Origin of the sequence: Azoarcus sp. DN11 (assembly GCF_003628555.1) — a bacterium.
Classification (GTDB): Bacteria; Pseudomonadota; Gammaproteobacteria; order Burkholderiales; family Rhodocyclaceae; genus Aromatoleum.
In genome coordinates, this window is sequence record NZ_CP021731.1 from 4,218,214 (window position 1) to 4,232,398 (window position 14,185).

13 protein-coding genes are annotated in these 14,185 nt (G+C 67.0%); 10 read left to right on the plus strand and 3 right to left on the minus strand.

The genetic code is table 11. From position 1 onward, the window contains the following. The first annotated feature begins 29 nt into the window (after nucleotides 1-29). The 3 genes from CDA09_RS19645 (at nucleotide 30) to CDA09_RS19655 (ending at nucleotide 3,035) form a co-directional block, all read left to right on the plus strand. Nucleotides 30-1,436: an FAD-binding oxidoreductase gene (locus CDA09_RS19645; protein WP_121430181.1), complete on the plus strand. Its 1,407-nt coding sequence runs from the start codon at nucleotides 30-32 to the stop codon at nucleotides 1,434-1,436. Between the two features lie 33 nt (nucleotides 1,437-1,469). Further along, on the plus strand, nucleotides 1,470-2,225 hold the full coding sequence (locus tag CDA09_RS19650) for a class I SAM-dependent methyltransferase (protein ID WP_121430182.1): 756 nt from the start codon (nucleotides 1,470-1,472) through the stop codon (nucleotides 2,223-2,225). A gap of 96 nt (nucleotides 2,226-2,321) precedes the next feature. Next, nucleotides 2,322-3,035 carry a P-loop NTPase family protein gene (locus CDA09_RS19655; protein ID WP_121430183.1) on the plus strand — a complete coding sequence of 238 codons (714 nt, stop codon included), beginning with the start codon at nucleotides 2,322-2,324 and terminating at the stop codon, nucleotides 3,033-3,035. 26 nt (nucleotides 3,036-3,061) lie between these two features. Here CDA09_RS19655 and CDA09_RS19660 read toward each other — a convergent pair whose 3' ends face one another. Then, entirely contained in the window at nucleotides 3,062-3,691 is a 630-nt protein-coding gene (locus tag CDA09_RS19660; RefSeq protein ID WP_121430184.1) for a response regulator transcription factor, read from the minus strand. Nucleotides 3,692-4,025: 334 nt separating this feature from the next. On the opposite strand from CDA09_RS19660, the gene CDA09_RS19665 reads away from it, so the two are divergent. Genes CDA09_RS19665 through CDA09_RS19675 form a run of 3 tightly spaced genes read left to right on the plus strand, consistent with a single transcriptional unit; the run spans nucleotide 4,026 to nucleotide 7,353 of the window. Beyond that, nucleotides 4,026-4,976, plus strand: a complete 951-nt coding sequence (locus CDA09_RS19665; RefSeq protein WP_121430185.1) for an ABC transporter substrate-binding protein — start codon at nucleotides 4,026-4,028, stop codon at nucleotides 4,974-4,976. Beyond that, entirely contained in the window at nucleotides 4,973-6,895 is a 1,923-nt protein-coding gene (locus CDA09_RS19670) for a hybrid sensor histidine kinase/response regulator (RefSeq protein ID WP_121430186.1), read from the plus strand. Before CDA09_RS19665 ends, CDA09_RS19670 begins: the two co-directional genes overlap by 4 nt. Nucleotides 6,896-6,927: 32 nt before the next feature. After that, entirely contained in the window at nucleotides 6,928-7,353 is a 426-nt protein-coding gene (locus CDA09_RS19675) for a PhaM family polyhydroxyalkanoate granule multifunctional regulatory protein (RefSeq protein WP_121430187.1), read from the plus strand. A 52-nt stretch (nucleotides 7,354-7,405) separates the two neighbouring features. On the opposite strand, the gene CDA09_RS19680 is transcribed toward CDA09_RS19675, so the two are convergent. After that, entirely contained in the window at nucleotides 7,406-8,296 is an 891-nt protein-coding gene (locus CDA09_RS19680) for an AEC family transporter (RefSeq protein ID WP_121430188.1), read from the minus strand. 69 nt (nucleotides 8,297-8,365) lie between these two features. Continuing rightward, nucleotides 8,366-9,532, minus strand: coding sequence for a CaiB/BaiF CoA transferase family protein (locus CDA09_RS19685; protein WP_121430189.1), 1,167 nt, complete (start codon nucleotides 9,530-9,532; stop codon nucleotides 8,366-8,368). Nucleotides 9,533-9,804: 272 nt separating this feature from the next. On the opposite strand from CDA09_RS19685, the gene CDA09_RS19690 reads away from it, so the two are divergent. The 4 genes from CDA09_RS19690 (at nucleotide 9,805) to metK (ending at nucleotide 14,157) form a co-directional block, all read left to right on the plus strand. After that, complete coding sequence (locus CDA09_RS19690) at nucleotides 9,805-11,061, plus strand: radical SAM protein (RefSeq protein ID WP_121430190.1); 1,257 nt, start codon at nucleotides 9,805-9,807, stop codon at nucleotides 11,059-11,061. A gap of 12 nt (nucleotides 11,062-11,073) precedes the next feature. Further along, the gene (locus CDA09_RS19695; RefSeq protein ID WP_121430191.1) at nucleotides 11,074-11,538 is read left to right on the plus strand and encodes a pyridoxamine 5'-phosphate oxidase family protein; all 465 of its coding nucleotides are present in this window, start codon (nucleotides 11,074-11,076) and stop codon (nucleotides 11,536-11,538) included. A 12-nt stretch (nucleotides 11,539-11,550) separates the two neighbouring features. Further along, nucleotides 11,551-12,909: a B12-binding domain-containing radical SAM protein gene (locus tag CDA09_RS19700; RefSeq protein WP_121430192.1), complete on the plus strand. Its 1,359-nt coding sequence runs from the start codon at nucleotides 11,551-11,553 to the stop codon at nucleotides 12,907-12,909. 81 nt (nucleotides 12,910-12,990) lie between these two features. Further along, the gene (gene metK / locus CDA09_RS19705) at nucleotides 12,991-14,157 is read left to right on the plus strand and encodes a methionine adenosyltransferase (RefSeq protein WP_121430193.1); all 1,167 of its coding nucleotides are present in this window, start codon (nucleotides 12,991-12,993) and stop codon (nucleotides 14,155-14,157) included. The last annotated feature ends 28 nt before the right edge of the window (nucleotides 14,158-14,185 follow it).

Here is a 14,185-nt window from a genome sequence, read left to right on the forward strand (position 1 = left end):
TGACCGCCCCTTGCCTGGAGTTAACGCCGATGACGCCCCCTGCCCCTGCTTCGCGCAATCCGCTTCCCGCCGGCTTCGTTGATGCGCTGCGGGCACGCTTCGGCGAACGGTTCTCGATGGCGGAGGCGGTGCGGGCGCACCACGGACACGACGAATCACATTTCCCGGACATGCTGCCGGATGCCGTCGTGTGGCCGCGCACGACCGGCGAGGTGGTCGAGATCGCGCGGGCCTGCCACGCGCACCGCGTGCCGATCGTGCCCTTCGGCATCGGCAGCTCGCTCGAGGGTCACGTACTGGCGCTGCACGGCGGCCTGAGCGTCGATTTCTCGGAAATGAACAAGGTGCTCGCGGTCCACGGTGACGACATGGATGCGGTCATCCAGCCGGGCATCACGCGCAAGCAGCTCAATGCGGAGTTGCATGGCACGGGCCTGTTCTTCCCGGTCGATCCGGGCGCGGACGCGAGCCTTGGGGGAATGGCGTCGACGCGGGCGTCGGGAACGAACGCGGTGCGTTACGGGACGATGCGCGACAACGTGCTGGCGATGGAAGTGGTGCTCGCGGACGGGCGCGTCATCCGCACCGGCGGGCGGGCGCGCAAGTCGTCGGCAGGCTACGACCTGACCGCGCTGATGGTCGGCTCGGAGGGCACGCTGGGTCTTGTCACGGAACTCACGGTGCGGCTGCATCCGCTGCCCGAGGCCGTGTCAGCCGCGGTGTGCGCATTTGCCGATGTCGACGATGCGGTGCGCACGGTGATCCAGACGATCCAGCTGGGGGTGCCGGTCGCACGCATCGAGTTGCTCGACACGCTGACGGTGCAGGCGATCAATCGCTACAGCAAGACGAACCTGCGCGAGGCGCCGATGCTGTTCTTCGAGTTCCACGGTTCGCCGGCCGGCGTGGAGGAACAGGCGCAGACGGTGCAGGAGATCGCGCGCGAGAACGGCGGTCAGGATTTCGAGTGGGCGACGCGCCCGGAGGACCGCAGCCGGCTGTGGGCGGCGCGCCACGACGTGTATTTCGCGTCGATCAACCTGCGCCCGGGTTGTCGCGGCGTGACGACGGACGTGTGCGTGCCGATTTCGCGGCTCGCGGACTGCATCGGCGGCGCGCGTGCGGACATCGCGGAGAGCGGCTTCATCGCCCCCATCGTCGGTCATGTCGGCGACGGCAATTTCCATACGGTGATCCTGGTCGATCCCGACAGCCCGGACGAGATCGCGCGCGCCGAAGCGCTGAACCGCAGGATCGTGGAGCGCGCGCTGGCGATGGGCGGCACCTGCACGGGCGAGCACGGCATCGGTTTCGGGAAACAGGATTTCCTCGTCGCCGAGCACGGCCGCGCCGCCGTCGACGCGATGCGCGCGTTGAAGCTGGCGCTGGATCCGCACAACCTGATGAATCCGGGCAAGGTCGTCCCGGCGGGTTGACGGCCGCCGTCCGGCCCCGCCACCTCCCCCACGATGCCCCCTGCACTCCAGGCCCTCCTCGCCCAGATCGCCGGCTGGGCATGCGCCGCCGCGCTGGCGCGCACGGGCTGGCTGCCGGCGGGGATCTGGCCCTTCGTGGGTGTTCAGGCGCTGGCGGCCACCGTTGCAGCGGCGCTGCTGCGCAGCGCGCGCTGGTGGCTGCCGATCCACGCGGCCTTCGCGCCCCTGCTGATCGTCGCCGGGCGGCTCGGCATTGCGCCGGGCTGGTATCTGGCGGCCTTCGCGCTGCTGCTTGCCGTGTACTGGACGAGCTTTCGCACCCAGGTGCCACTGTTCCTTTCGAACGCGGCGACCGTCGCGGCAGTCGCGGCGCTGCTCCCGGCCGGCAGGCCGTTCCGGCTCCTCGACCTCGGCAGCGGGACCGGCGCTCTGCTGCGGCCGCTGGGGCGCTTGCATCCCGAGAGCCGCTTCGAGGGCATCGAGGCCGCGCCCGGGCCGTGGCTGCTGAGCCGCTTGCTCGCGCGCGGCGCGGGTAACGTGAGCGTCCGCCGCGGGGACTTTTTCGCCGAGCCATGGTCGCGCCACGACGTGATCTATGCGTTCCTGTCGCCGGTACCGATGGCACGGGTGTGGGCCAAGGCGGAACAGGAACTCGCTGCGGGGGCGATCGTCGTAAGCAACAGTTTTCCGATTCCCGGCCGTAAACCGGACAGGGTCGTCGAGGTCGGCGACCGGCGGGCGACTCGGCTGTACCTCTATCGGATGGCGGGCGGCCCGGCGGCGAAATAGCGGGACTATCCAGGCGCTTTTTCGCCGCTTGCGCGAGGCGCCCCGCGCCGATAATGCAATCGAGCGGCGAAGAGGCCGCGAGCGAGGAACACCGGCATGGCTGAAATCATCTGTGTGATCGGGAACAAGGGGGGTACGGGAAAGACCACCCTGTCGCACATGCTGTCGCAGGGCCTGGGGCTGTTGGGCCACCGCGCCGCATGCGTGCTGACCGACACATCGCGCGAACCGCTGAATCCGGCGGGGCGCCGCTACATCACGGCCGATGCGCGCACGCGTGAGGCGCTGACCAAGGTCGTCGACAAGCTGCGTTCGCTCGACGGCTGGCTCGGCGTGATCGACGGGGGCGGCAACCGTACGGAGATGGACCGCAAGCTGTATGCGATGTCGGACATCGTGCTGCTGCCTTTCCGCGAATCACACGAAGACATCCGCACCGTGGTGCGCGATCTGGAGATGTTTCCGCGCGCCTACGCGGTGCCGACGCAGTGGCCGACCAATGCGTGGCAGCGCGAGGCCGTCGACCGCAGCGTCGCGCAGCTGATGGGCGCCTACCGCCACCGCATCCTGAATCCCGTGCAGGCCTTGTCGGGGACCAAGCTGCTGCTGCAGAAGCAGCTTCCCGAGCACCTGCCGACCGCCGTCGCGAATGCGTGCCGTGCGCTCGCCCGGCAGGTGCTGGAATTGATGGACATCGATCACGCGGACACCGCGGCGTCCCTGGATGACGATGACGAACCGCAGCTGAGCGGCCACCTGTCGCCGGCCGACATGCCGCTGCGCCTGCAGGCGAACCGACGGCCCCACTGAGCGGGGCGCGCGACGCCGGCGGCGGATCAGAGCCGCGGGCCGTGGCGGGCGATGACGATCAGCGCCTGGGCGCGGCTGCTGACGTTGAGCGCACGGAAGATCGCCGACATGTGCACCTTCACGGTGCCTTCCGACAGGCCGAGGAGGTCGGCAATCTCCCGGTTGGTCTTGCCCTGGGCGAGAAGTTCCAGCACGCGCGTCTGGCCGGCGGTCAGGCCGAAGCGCTCGCTCACCGGGGCGCCGGCGCGCTTTGCGGCGGCGTCATTGCCGTTGTCCGGCGCGTACACGCCCCCCTCGAGAACGCAGCGCACGGCATCGCGCAGCACGTCGCCCGAACTTGCCTTCGACACGAAACCGGAAGCGCCCCCCTTCATCGCGCGCCGGATCGACGCCGGATCGTCGAGGGCCGAGACGACGATGGTGGGAATGTCGGGGAAGCGCTTCGCGAGCACGCCCAGCAGGGAAAATCCGTTCAGGTCCGGCAGCATCAGGTCGATCACCGCGAGATCCCAGTCGGGATTCGCCTCGAGCTTGGCGAGCGCGTCCTCCGAGCCCTTGGCCTCGACGCATTCGACGCCGGGCTCAAGGCGCGCGAGGGTCTGCGCCAAGGCTTCACGAACAAGTGCGTGGTCTTCGACGATGAGGATCCGGGTCACGGCGCGCTCCAATACGCTGCAAATGCAAGGCAAATAGAATAGCACGTCGAAACTGTCACAAAAGGTGGCAGGCGCCCCCCTTCCTTCGGGGAAATGGGGGAAAATCTCACTGTTATATTCCGATCGCGAGTTACCCGGGACTGGGCACGCACCGTCACGCCACCCGCCCGAAAATTATCGTCAGTCGATGAGCATACGAGTTTCGCATCCGATTCCGCCTCGCCAGACGTTCGCCGTTGCGTCCGCGCGTGTCGGCGAAACCCGCGGTCCGGGTCCCGGCACGGACAGAGGCCTGATCCGCGCGGCGTCTGCCCGGCAGCCCCGCTGAGCACCGATGCCGCACCACGTCCACGGCTTCGTGCGCGCCCTGCTGCTGGCGCTCGCCCTCCTCGCCGCCTGCTGCGGCCAGGCGCTCGCGAGCCAGCGCGTCGTCGTGGTCACCACGGATCGGAGTGGTGCGTACGAGGAGACGCTCGTCGCGCTGCGCAGCGCGCTGGCGCCGGACGTTTCCGGCAGCGATTTCGCCGTGTATGGCGTCCGCGAACTCGAGCGCGGAGTGCTCGGCGATGCGCGCGTCATCGTGACGATAGGCACGCAGGCAGCCAAGGCCGTCGCGGCCCGCACGCCGGCGGCTCCCGTGCTGCACACGCTGATTCCCCGCGACGCGCTGGAATTCGTCCAGTACGGTCCGCACCCGGACCGTTACTCGGCGATCTTCCTCGACCAGCCCGTGCACCGGCAGATCGCGCTGTTGAACATTGCCCTGCCGAACAAGCCGACGGTGGCCCTGCTCGCGAGTCCGGCCTCCTATGAGCTGGCACGCCGGCTGGCATCCGTGGCGCGGGAGCAGCAGCTCGACGCCAACATCGAGAAGATCTCGGCGGTCGACGAGATCTACCCCGCGCTGGAACGCCTCCTGGCCGAACCGGCGGTGCTGCTCGCCTTGCCCGACAGCACGCTGTTCAACAGCTACACGATCCAGAACGTGCTGCTGACGAGTTACCGGCGCCGTGCGCCGCTGGTGGGCTTCTCGCCGGCCTATGTCCATGCGGGGGCGCTGCTGGCCCTGTATTCGACCCCCGCGCAGATCGCCCGCCAGGCCGCCGAGGCGGTGCGGCGCGTGCTCGCCGGCGGAGGATTGCCGCCGCCCCAGGCACCGCGTGAATTCGAAGTCGCGACCAATCCCAATGTGGCGCGCTCGCTCGCCATCGAACTGGATTCGGCGGCGCACATCACCGCCCGCCTGCGCCAGCGCGAAGGTGGCCAACAGGAGGCCAGGCCATGATCGATGCATGGGGTATCCGCGCACGCGTGATGCTGGTGGCCCTGCTGCCGATGCTGGTGCTGGCCATCGTGCTCACGGCCTTCTACACCCGGTCGCGCGTTGCCGACCATGAGGAGGCCTACCAGGCGCGCGGGCAGGCTTTTGCGCGGCAGCTCGCGGCGGCCAGCGAGTACGCGCTGTTCTCCGGCAACCGCGACACGTTGCAACGGCTGGCGATGGCGATGCTCGCCGAGGACGACGTGACCGGCGTGCTGATCGTCGACCGCGGTGGCGAGACCCTGGCGCGCAGCGGGTACCTGGACAACTCGCTGTCCGTCGTTTCCTATCTGGCCGCCTCGCCGCGGCTGCTCGGCTCGGCGAAAACGCTGCGGGTGATCGAACCGGTACTCCCAAGCACGCTCAATCTCGACGACGACATGTCCACGGCCGCGCTTGGCACCACCACCACGTCGGCGCCGCCGACGCTCGGGGCAGTGATTGTAGATATATCGCGTGCGCGGCTCGACGCGCGCCAGCGCGAGCTCCTGCTCACCGGCAGCGTCGCGATCGTGCTCGTCCTGGTCGGCAGCATGATGCTTGCGAACTACATGAGCCGCGGCGTGACCGGACCGATCCGGCAGGTTGCCGTGACAGTCGAGCGCATCGGGCGCGGACAGTTCTCCGCGCGCGTCCCGCCGATCGGGGGGGGCACCCTGCGCACGCTCGCGGACGGGGTCAACCAGATGGCGACACAGCTCGCCAGCGCACACGATGACATGAGCCGCCAGATCGCCGAGGCGACGGCCGAACTGCGCGCGAGCCGGGACGAGGCGGAACGCGCGACCCAGTCGAAGTCGCGCTTTCTCGCGGCGGCCAGCCACGACTTGCGCCAGCCGATGCATGCGCTGGGGCTGTTCATCGCCGAACTGGCACAGCACGAACATGCGCCGGATGCACGGCGCCTCGTGGAACGCATCGGCGCCTCGGCGGCAGCGATGGGAAACCTGCTGGACAGCCTGCTGGACATCTCGCGTCTCGATGCCAACGTGGTGAAACCCAATGTGCGTCCCTTCCCGCTGCAGCCGCTGCTCGACCGCATCGCGGCCGACGAAGGCCCGGGCGCCGAGGAATACGACCTCGAGCTCAGGGCGCGGCCGACCGATGCGTGGATCAGCAGCGACCCCGTACTGTTCGAGCGCATCCTGAGCAACCTCGTGAGCAATGCGGTGCGCTACACGCGCAAGGGGCGCGTGCTGGTGGTGTGTCGCAGGCGCGGCGACCGCCTGCGCGTCGAAGTGCGCGACAACGGCATCGGCATCCCGGCCGAATCGCACGAGGTGATCTTCCAGGAATTCACGCAGCTGCATAATCCGGAGCGTTCCCGCGACAAGGGGCTGGGGCTGGGGCTCCCGATCGTGCGGCGCCTGACGGAGCTGCTCGGTCATCGCCTGACGCTGCGCTCCAGTCCCGGCGCCGGCTCGGTATTCGCCGTCGAGGTGCCGCTGGCGAAGCCGGAGGCGGACGTGCCCGCCGCCGAGACCGAACGCCTGCCCGGCGATCTGGGCGGGCTGCGCGTGGCGCTGGTCGACGACGACCCGCTCGCGCGCGGCAGCATGGAGAGCCTGTTGACTTCGTGGGGTTGCAGCGTCGCCGCGGCCGGCGATGTCGAAGCGCTGGTAGGCGCCCTGAACCGGGACGGGACGGTTCCGCAGCTGATCATCAGCGACTTCCGGCTCGACGGCCGGTGCAACGGCATCGAGGTGATCCGCAGCCTGCGCACGTGGAAGGGCGGGAACATTCCGGCGGTGCTCGTCACCGGGGACACCGGCCCCGACACCTTGCGCCAGGCGCAGGACGAGGGGCTGCCACTGCTGCACAAGCCGGTCCGGCCCGCACGCCTGCGTGCGCTGCTGAATCGCCTTCCCCGCCAGGAGGAGTAAGATGAAACACGTTCATATGAGGGGAGCGAAGCATGACGAATGACAACTCGGCGAAGGATCCGCTCGAATTCGTGCGCGGCATGTGGAACAGCATGGGGTTCTCCCTGCCCGGGATGATCACGCCGACACTGGATGTCGGCGAACTGGACAAGCGCATCGCCGACCTGAAGGCGGTCGAGAACTGGCTGAAGATGAACCTCAGCATGCTGCAGATGACGACGCAGGGGCTGGAGGTGCAGCGTGCGGCGATTGCCGCCGTGCAGGCGATGAGCGAACAGGCACGCGAATCGGGCCGTTCGGCGCAGGGCGAAGCGCCGGTCAACCCCTTCGCGACGGCCGCGATGTGGCCGTGGGCCGCAATGAGCGGGGCGCAGGCCGGCGCTCCTCAGGCCGGTGCCGCGAACCCCTCGGCCGCCGGCACGGCGGGAAGTCCGAAGGCGGCCGCCGGCAGCAAGTAGGAACGCCGCGGCCGGGTGGCGGCCCCGTCGCCCGGCGCGCCGGCTCGCCCGCTCACAGCAGGTACAGCCACAGGGTCAGCGTAGGCACGGCCAGCAGCGTCGTTGCCGAGATCAGCCATGCGACGCCGGCGCCGTCGCCGCCCATGCGCATCGCGAGGATGTAGGCGGAGCTCGCGCTCGGCAGTGCCGCGAACAGCACCAGCGTATCGAAGGCGATGCCTTCGACCCCCAGCGCGCGGCCGATCTGCCAGGCCAGGGCGGGCAAAAGCAGCAGCTTCACCGCGACGATCCACGCCGAGCCGGTCCAGCGCCCGCCGACCATTTCCCAACGCAGCGCGGCGCCGACCGCGAGCAGCCCCAGCGCCACGGCCGCATCGCCGAGACGCTTGAGGAATGCCGCCAGCGGAACGGGAACCTCGAAGCCGGCGAGGTGGTACAGCAGGCCGGCGAGCGTCGCGAGCACCAAGGGGTTGCGCGACAGTTCGCGCAGCAGGCTGCCCTGACCGTGGCGGGCGAGCATGCCGACGGCCATCAGGTTCGCGAACGGCACCATCGCGCCGCACAGGCCGCCCATCAGTGCGACGCCCGGCACGCCATGCAGCTTGCCGGCGATGGCGATGCCGATGTAGGTGTTGAAGCGATAGGCGCATTGCAGGCGCGAGGCGAAACCCATCGCGTCCAGCCCCATCAGCCCGCGCCCGATCCAGCCGAGCACGAAGCCCGCGGCCATCGTGCCGAGACCCGAGAGGAAGAGCGGCAGCGCCCGACCGGGGTCGACGTCGGCGGTCGCCAGTGCGTTGAAAAGCAGCGCCGGGAACAGCACGAAGTAGACCAGTTTCTCGACGCCGCTCCAGAAGCTCTCGCCGTCGACGAGGTGGCGGCGCAGGACGACGCCGAGCAGGATCAGGCTGAAATCGGGAAGAAGAAGGAGCAGGCTTTGCATCGGCGAAGCTTAACCCGCGGCCGGGGTGCGCTGCGATTGCGGCTTCCCCCTGCCTCCTGCAGTCGACGCTCAGATGACGCCGGATGCGCGCAGACGCGCAATGGCCGCGTCATCGAGGCCGAGCGCCGTCAGGACGGCGTCGCTGTCGGCGCCCGCCTGCGGTGCGGGCGCGAAGGGGCCGGGCTCGAAGCCGGACAGGCGCACGGGCGGGCCGAACTGGCGCACGCCCTCGACTTCCGCGACCATGCCGCGCGCGCGGAGCTGCGGGTTCTCCAGGCTTTCTTCGAGCCGCAGGACGGGCGTCACGCAGCAGTCGACGGGGTCGAAGATCACCGTCCATTCGGCCTGCGTACGGCTGCGGAAGATCGCGGCAACCTCGGCACGCGCACGCGCGCCCTCTGCTCCGGTCGCGAGATGCGCGGGCTTGAGCTCGGGGCGGCCGAGCGTGTCGCACACGAGGTGCCAGAACTTCTCCTCGAGCGACCCGACCGCCATGTGGCGGCCGTCCGCGGTCTCATACACGCCGTAGCAGGGCACGCCGCCAGTCAGGAGATCCTCGCCGCGCGGCTTCACGCCGCCGTGCGCGAGCACTTCGGCGAGCGGGAAAATCGCGTGCGCCATCGCGGCGTCGGTCATCGCGACGTCGACGTGCCGCCCCTGCCCGCTCGCGCGCGCGTCGAGCACCGCGACGAGCAGGCCGAACAGCGCCGACAGCGTGCCGCCGAGGAGATCGCCGATCTGCAGGTTGGACATTGACGGCGCACCGCCCGCGGTGCCGCTCTGGTCGAGCACGCCGGCGTAGCCGATGTAGTTGATGTCGTGGCCGGCGCGCAGCGCGTAGGGGCCGGTCTGGCCGTAACCGGAGATGCTGCACAGGACGATCTTCGGATTGCGTTCCGCGAGCGCGTCGTAGCCGAGGCCCAGCTTGTCCATCACGCCGGGGCGGAAGCCTTCGACGACGACATCCGCCGTGTCGACCAAGCGCAGGAACAGCTCGCGCCCTTCGGCCTGCTTGAGGTCGAGGCGCACGCTCTTCTTGCTGCGGTTGCACACCTGGTAGAAGAAGCTGGTGTCGCCGTTCATCGCGCCCATCGTGCGCGCATAGTCGCCGGCGCCGGTGTCCTCGATCTTGATGACTTCGGCGCCGTAGTCGGCGAGGTGCTGGGTCGCGAGCGGGCCGGGCAGCAGGCGGGTGAGATCCAGGACGCGCAGGCCGTGCAGGGGTTTGTGTCTCATGCTGTCGGAGCGATCGTTGTCGGGGCGGTCATTCTACGGCCGTCGCGCAGGGCGAACCGAAAAAATGCGCAGCAACCCTATGCCCCTCCGGCGCCCCGCCTGCGGGTCGCGGCGCGAACAGACGCCACTCGCACAGCGCCAATCCAATGAAATCGCGGGCGAACCCAAATATTACATTGTGATGAGTTAATCGAAAATGAATCGTTCCTCTTCGTCATAGCGGCCTCAATAATCCGGCATCGGATATCGGCATGCCGCCGTGGAGAAGATGAATGCTTGCACTGACAAAAGGGCGTTTCCGCAACGAGCCTTCTTTCGATGAAACCCTGTCCCGCCATCCGTCGTTTCCACGACTGGTAGCGCTGAAGATCGATGCCCAGCGGCGAGGGGTGGCGTACACGGACCGTGCCCAGGCCGCGGTCGACCCGGAGATTCACCAGTTGCGGAGTCCCTACATCTTCGGGTCACGCGACGGCGCCATCAAGCCGCTACCCGAATCGCTGCTGCTGCGTGACGGCACGACGATCCTGGCCGACCCGACGCCCGAGGATCAGGATCCCTACATCGTCGATCACATCGACGGGCGCTTCGTCCTGCTCGACCACGGCCGGCTGCTCGAAGAGGTGGATCTGTGGCCGAAGCCGGCTTACTACGGCAAGAACACCCGTTCGGGCCTGCCGATGAGCCATATCGTCAGCGCGCGGCCGCAGCGGCTCAATGTCTTTCAATCGAGCTTCTGCTATTTCTGGGCGGAGGACAAGGGCTGCAAGTTCTGCGACATCGTCACGCACACCAAACAGCAGCGCGAGGAACTCGGGGTCCCCAGCCGTCTGCGGCCGCAGGATGTCAAGGAAACCATTGCCGAGGCGCTCAAGGAACCCGGGCGCTTCACGAGCCTGTGCCTGACCGCAGGCTCGGTGATCAAGGGCGACGCGCTGTTCGATCGCGAGGTCGATTTCTACATCGAATTGCTGCAGGCCATCGGCGAGAACTTCAGGACGAAGAAATTCCCCAGCCAGCTGATCGCCTCGGCCTTCGACGAAAAGCAGTTGGCCCGCCTTTATGAGCAGACCGGCCTGACCAGCTACACCAGCGATCTGGAAGTGCTCAACGAGCGGCTGTTCGACTGGATCTGCCCCGGCAAGGCGAAATGGGTGGGCTACAAGGAGTGGCGCGACCGGCTCGTGCGGGCCGTCGATATCTTCGGCCGCGGCAATGTCGGCACGGGCATCGTTGGCGGCGTGGAAACCGCGCGCCCGAGCGGATTCACGTCCGAGAAGGATGCCCTCGCCTCGACCCTCGAAGAAGCCGAATACCTCGCCGAACGCGGTGTCAGCACCGTCTATATCGTCTGGGTGCCGCGCCCGGGCTCGGCGCTGCGCGGACAGCAGGCGCCGTCGCTGGATTACTTCATCCGCCTCGCGCAAGGGCTGCAGGATCTGCGCCTGAAGTACGGCCTGCGTATCGACTTCGACGATTACCGACGCTGCGGCAATCACCCCGACACCGACCTTGCCCGTTTGCAGTAACAAAGGACAGCCATGAGCACGCCGCTTTCAACCGAAGTCATCGAGCTTCTGAACGATGCATCGACCATCAAGGTTCTGGCCACGATCGACGGCGAGGGCTCGCCCCACGCCGTGGTCAGGAACGAGCTATATGCCGCCGGCGACGGGACGTTGATCCTTCCCGAGCTTCTGGAGTCGTCGCCGACCAATCGAAATCTGCTGCGCAGCCTGTGGTTCGACCGCAACGTCGCGGTCTCGCTGCTGGCCGGCGACGGCCGCAGCTTCCAGATCAAGGGGAAGGCTTTGAAAACGCATGTGAGCGGCGCCCTCTTTCAGCGTCACTACGTCGAGGCACGAGAGCGCCAGGGCAATGTCGGCCTCGCCGCCGTCTGGGTGATCGAGCCCGAGGAGGCCTGGAGCGAGGACTTCGGGCACCTCCGGGCGCTACAGGAAGCCGAGCGCCCGACGCTGACGCATCTGGATCAGCTGGCGAAATAGCGAGGGCGTGCGATGAAGGTAATTCTGATCAATCCGGCATTTTTCGACGGCAACGAATTTCGCAACCGTTACGAGGACTATGTCGACTGGATCAAGGGTGGCAACCTCTATGTCGCCCCGTTCGAGCCGCCGCTCGGCCTCGCGTATCTGGTTTCCTACGCCAAGACCCTCGGCCATGACGTGACCCTGCTCGACATGCAGGTGCTGATGATGGACAGCGAAGCGCTGGCCCGGCGATTGGCTGAAGAACGCCCCGACGTCGTGGGCGTCACGGCGATGACGCCCACGCTGCCGGCCGCCTTGCGCGTCGCCGAGGTGACCCGAAAGGCCTTGCCGCACGCCCACGTCGTCCTCGGCGGCGTGCACCCGACGCTCGACCCGTGGAGCGTCCTGAGCAACCCGAACGTCGACTTCGCCATTCGCGGCGAGGGTGAAACCGCCCTCGGCCAGCTGCTCGATACGCTGTCCGGAAAGGGAGGCGAACTTGCCGTCGTGCAGGGCCTTTGCTATCGGACCGACACCGGCTTGCACATTTCCGAGAAAGCGCCCCCGCTGAAGGATCTCGAACAGCTTCCCCCGGCCGATTACGACTCCTTTCCGGTCGAGCGATACATCGAGCACAACGGGTTGTTGCGCGGCATCCGCGGCATTTCGATGATCGTCTCGCGCGGATGCCCCTACTCCTGCTCGTTCTGCGCCGTGCAGCAGACGATGAGCCGGCGCTGGCGCGTGAAATCGGCATCCAAGGTGGTCGATGACATCGTCGCGCTGCGCGATCGACACGGAATCGAGGGCGTGTGGTTCAAGGACAGCATCTTCAACATGAAGCCGTCCTGGACGCGGGAGTTCTGCGAACTGATGATCGAGCGCAAGGTGGGGGTCGAATGGCAGGCCAACACGCGCATCAATCTGCTGAAGGAGGACGAGCTGGCGCTGATGAGGCGCGCCGGACTCAGCCAGATCGATCTGGGCATCGAATCCGGTTCGCCCAGGAGTCTCCTTCGTCTGAACAAGCAGATCACGGTCGACCAGATCCGCGAAAAGGTGAAGCTCGCGAAGAAACATGTGCGGGTTTTCGGATTCTTCATGATCGGGATTCCCGGCGAGGATGAGGAGGACGTCAGGCAGACGTTCGAATTCGCCAAGTCCCTGGAACTCGACCGCTGGAGCTGGAGCATCTACAGCCCGCTGCCGGGCTCGCGACTTTACGACGAGCTCATTGCCGAAGGACGCGTCGAACCCGTCCGCCTCGACCACTCCAACGTGCATTTCACGCAGGCGTACGCCGGGATCAGCAATATCGACCCGGCCCGGCTGAAAGAGTGGTACCGGGAAATCAACGACTATTTCACGCGCCGGAAGGCGGCCTGATTCATGTCCGATCCGGCCCTTCAACCGGCCTGATCGGCCTACTCGCTGCAACCTGCCATCAACATTCTGCCGAGAGACAACATGTCCGATTTTCTCTTCACTTCCGAATCCGTAGCCGAAGGTCACCCCGACAAGGTCGCCGACCAGATTTCGGATTCGATCCTCGACGCCATCCTGGCCCAGGACAAGCGCGCGCGTGTCGCTGCGGAGACGCTGGTCAACACGGGACTCGTCGTACTAGCCGGTGAAATCACGACAAGCGCCAACGTCGACTACATCCAGATTGCGCGGGATACGATCCGCCGCATCGGTTACGACCACTCCGATATCGGATTCGACTACAAGACGTGCTCTGTCCTGGTCGCCTACGACAAGCAATCGCCCGACATCGCCCAAGGCGTGAATGAAGGCCAGGGCCTGGATCTCGACCAGGGGGCCGGGGATCAGGGTTTGATGTTCGGTTACGCCAACGACGAGACGCCGCAGCTGTTGCCGGCGCCGATCTATTACGCGCACCGCCTGGTCGAGCGCCAGGCACAACTGCGCAAGGACGCCCGTTTGCCGTGGTTGCGTCCGGATGCGAAGTCCCAGGTGACGCTCAAATACTGCGGCGAGACCGGCCGGGTGCTCGAGGTAGACACCGTCGTCTTGTCCACCCAGCACCATCCCGACATTTCCCACTCGCAACTTTCGGAACTGGTGATCGAAGAAATCATCAAGCCGGTATTGCCGAAGGAATGGCTCCGCAACCCGAAATTTCTCGTCAACCCGACGGGACGTTTCGTCATTGGCGGCCCGGTGGGAGACTGCGGGCTGACCGGTCGCAAGATCGTCGTCGATACGTACGGCGGCGCTGCCCCCCACGGCGGAGGGGCCTTCTCGGGCAAGGATCCGTCCAAGGTCGATCGCTCGGCCGCCTACGCCGGCCGTTACGTGGCGAAGAATCTCGTTGCCGCAGGCGTCGCGAAGCAGGTGCAGGTACAGGTCGCCTATGCGATCGGCGTCGCCAGGCCGGTCAGTATTACGGTCGATACCTGGGGCAGCAGCAAGTTCAGCAACGAGCAGATCGTCGGCATCATCCAGCGCAATTTCGATCTGCGCCCGAAGGGCATCATTCAGGAGCTGGATCTCCTGCGCCCGATCTATTCGCAAACCGCGGCCTACGGGCATTTCGGGCGCGAGAAGGCGGAGTTTACTTGGGAACGTACCGACAAAGTCGAGCAGATCCGGGCCGACGCCGGTCTGTAAGGTATTCCATTCCGGTCGTCCATCGCCA

What these genes read in the sequence shown, in the direction of transcription:
- CDA09_RS19645 (WP_121430181.1), top strand. Translation starts at nt 30, where the DNA reads ATGACGCCCCCTGCCCCTGCTTCGCGCAATCCGCTTCCCGCCGGCTTC.
- CDA09_RS19650 (WP_121430182.1), top strand. Translation starts at nt 1,470, where the DNA reads ATGCCCCCTGCACTCCAGGCCCTCCTCGCCCAGATCGCCGGCTGGGCA.
- CDA09_RS19655 (WP_121430183.1), top strand. Translation starts at nt 2,322, where the DNA reads ATGGCTGAAATCATCTGTGTGATCGGGAACAAGGGGGGTACGGGAAAG.
- CDA09_RS19665 (WP_121430185.1), top strand. Translation starts at nt 4,026, where the DNA reads ATGCCGCACCACGTCCACGGCTTCGTGCGCGCCCTGCTGCTGGCGCTC.
- CDA09_RS19670 (WP_121430186.1), top strand. Translation starts at nt 4,973, where the DNA reads ATGATCGATGCATGGGGTATCCGCGCACGCGTGATGCTGGTGGCCCTG.
- CDA09_RS19675 (WP_121430187.1), top strand. Translation starts at nt 6,928, where the DNA reads ATGACGAATGACAACTCGGCGAAGGATCCGCTCGAATTCGTGCGCGGC.
- CDA09_RS19680 (WP_121430188.1), bottom strand. Translation starts at nt 8,296, where the DNA reads ATGCAAAGCCTGCTCCTTCTTCTTCCCGATTTCAGCCTGATCCTGCTC.
- CDA09_RS19685 (WP_121430189.1), bottom strand. Translation starts at nt 9,532, where the DNA reads ATGAGACACAAACCCCTGCACGGCCTGCGCGTCCTGGATCTCACCCGC.
- CDA09_RS19690 (WP_121430190.1), top strand. Translation starts at nt 9,805, where the DNA reads ATGCTTGCACTGACAAAAGGGCGTTTCCGCAACGAGCCTTCTTTCGAT.
- CDA09_RS19695 (WP_121430191.1), top strand. Translation starts at nt 11,074, where the DNA reads ATGAGCACGCCGCTTTCAACCGAAGTCATCGAGCTTCTGAACGATGCA.
- CDA09_RS19700 (WP_121430192.1), top strand. Translation starts at nt 11,551, where the DNA reads ATGAAGGTAATTCTGATCAATCCGGCATTTTTCGACGGCAACGAATTT.
- metK (WP_121430193.1), top strand. Translation starts at nt 12,991, where the DNA reads ATGTCCGATTTTCTCTTCACTTCCGAATCCGTAGCCGAAGGTCACCCC.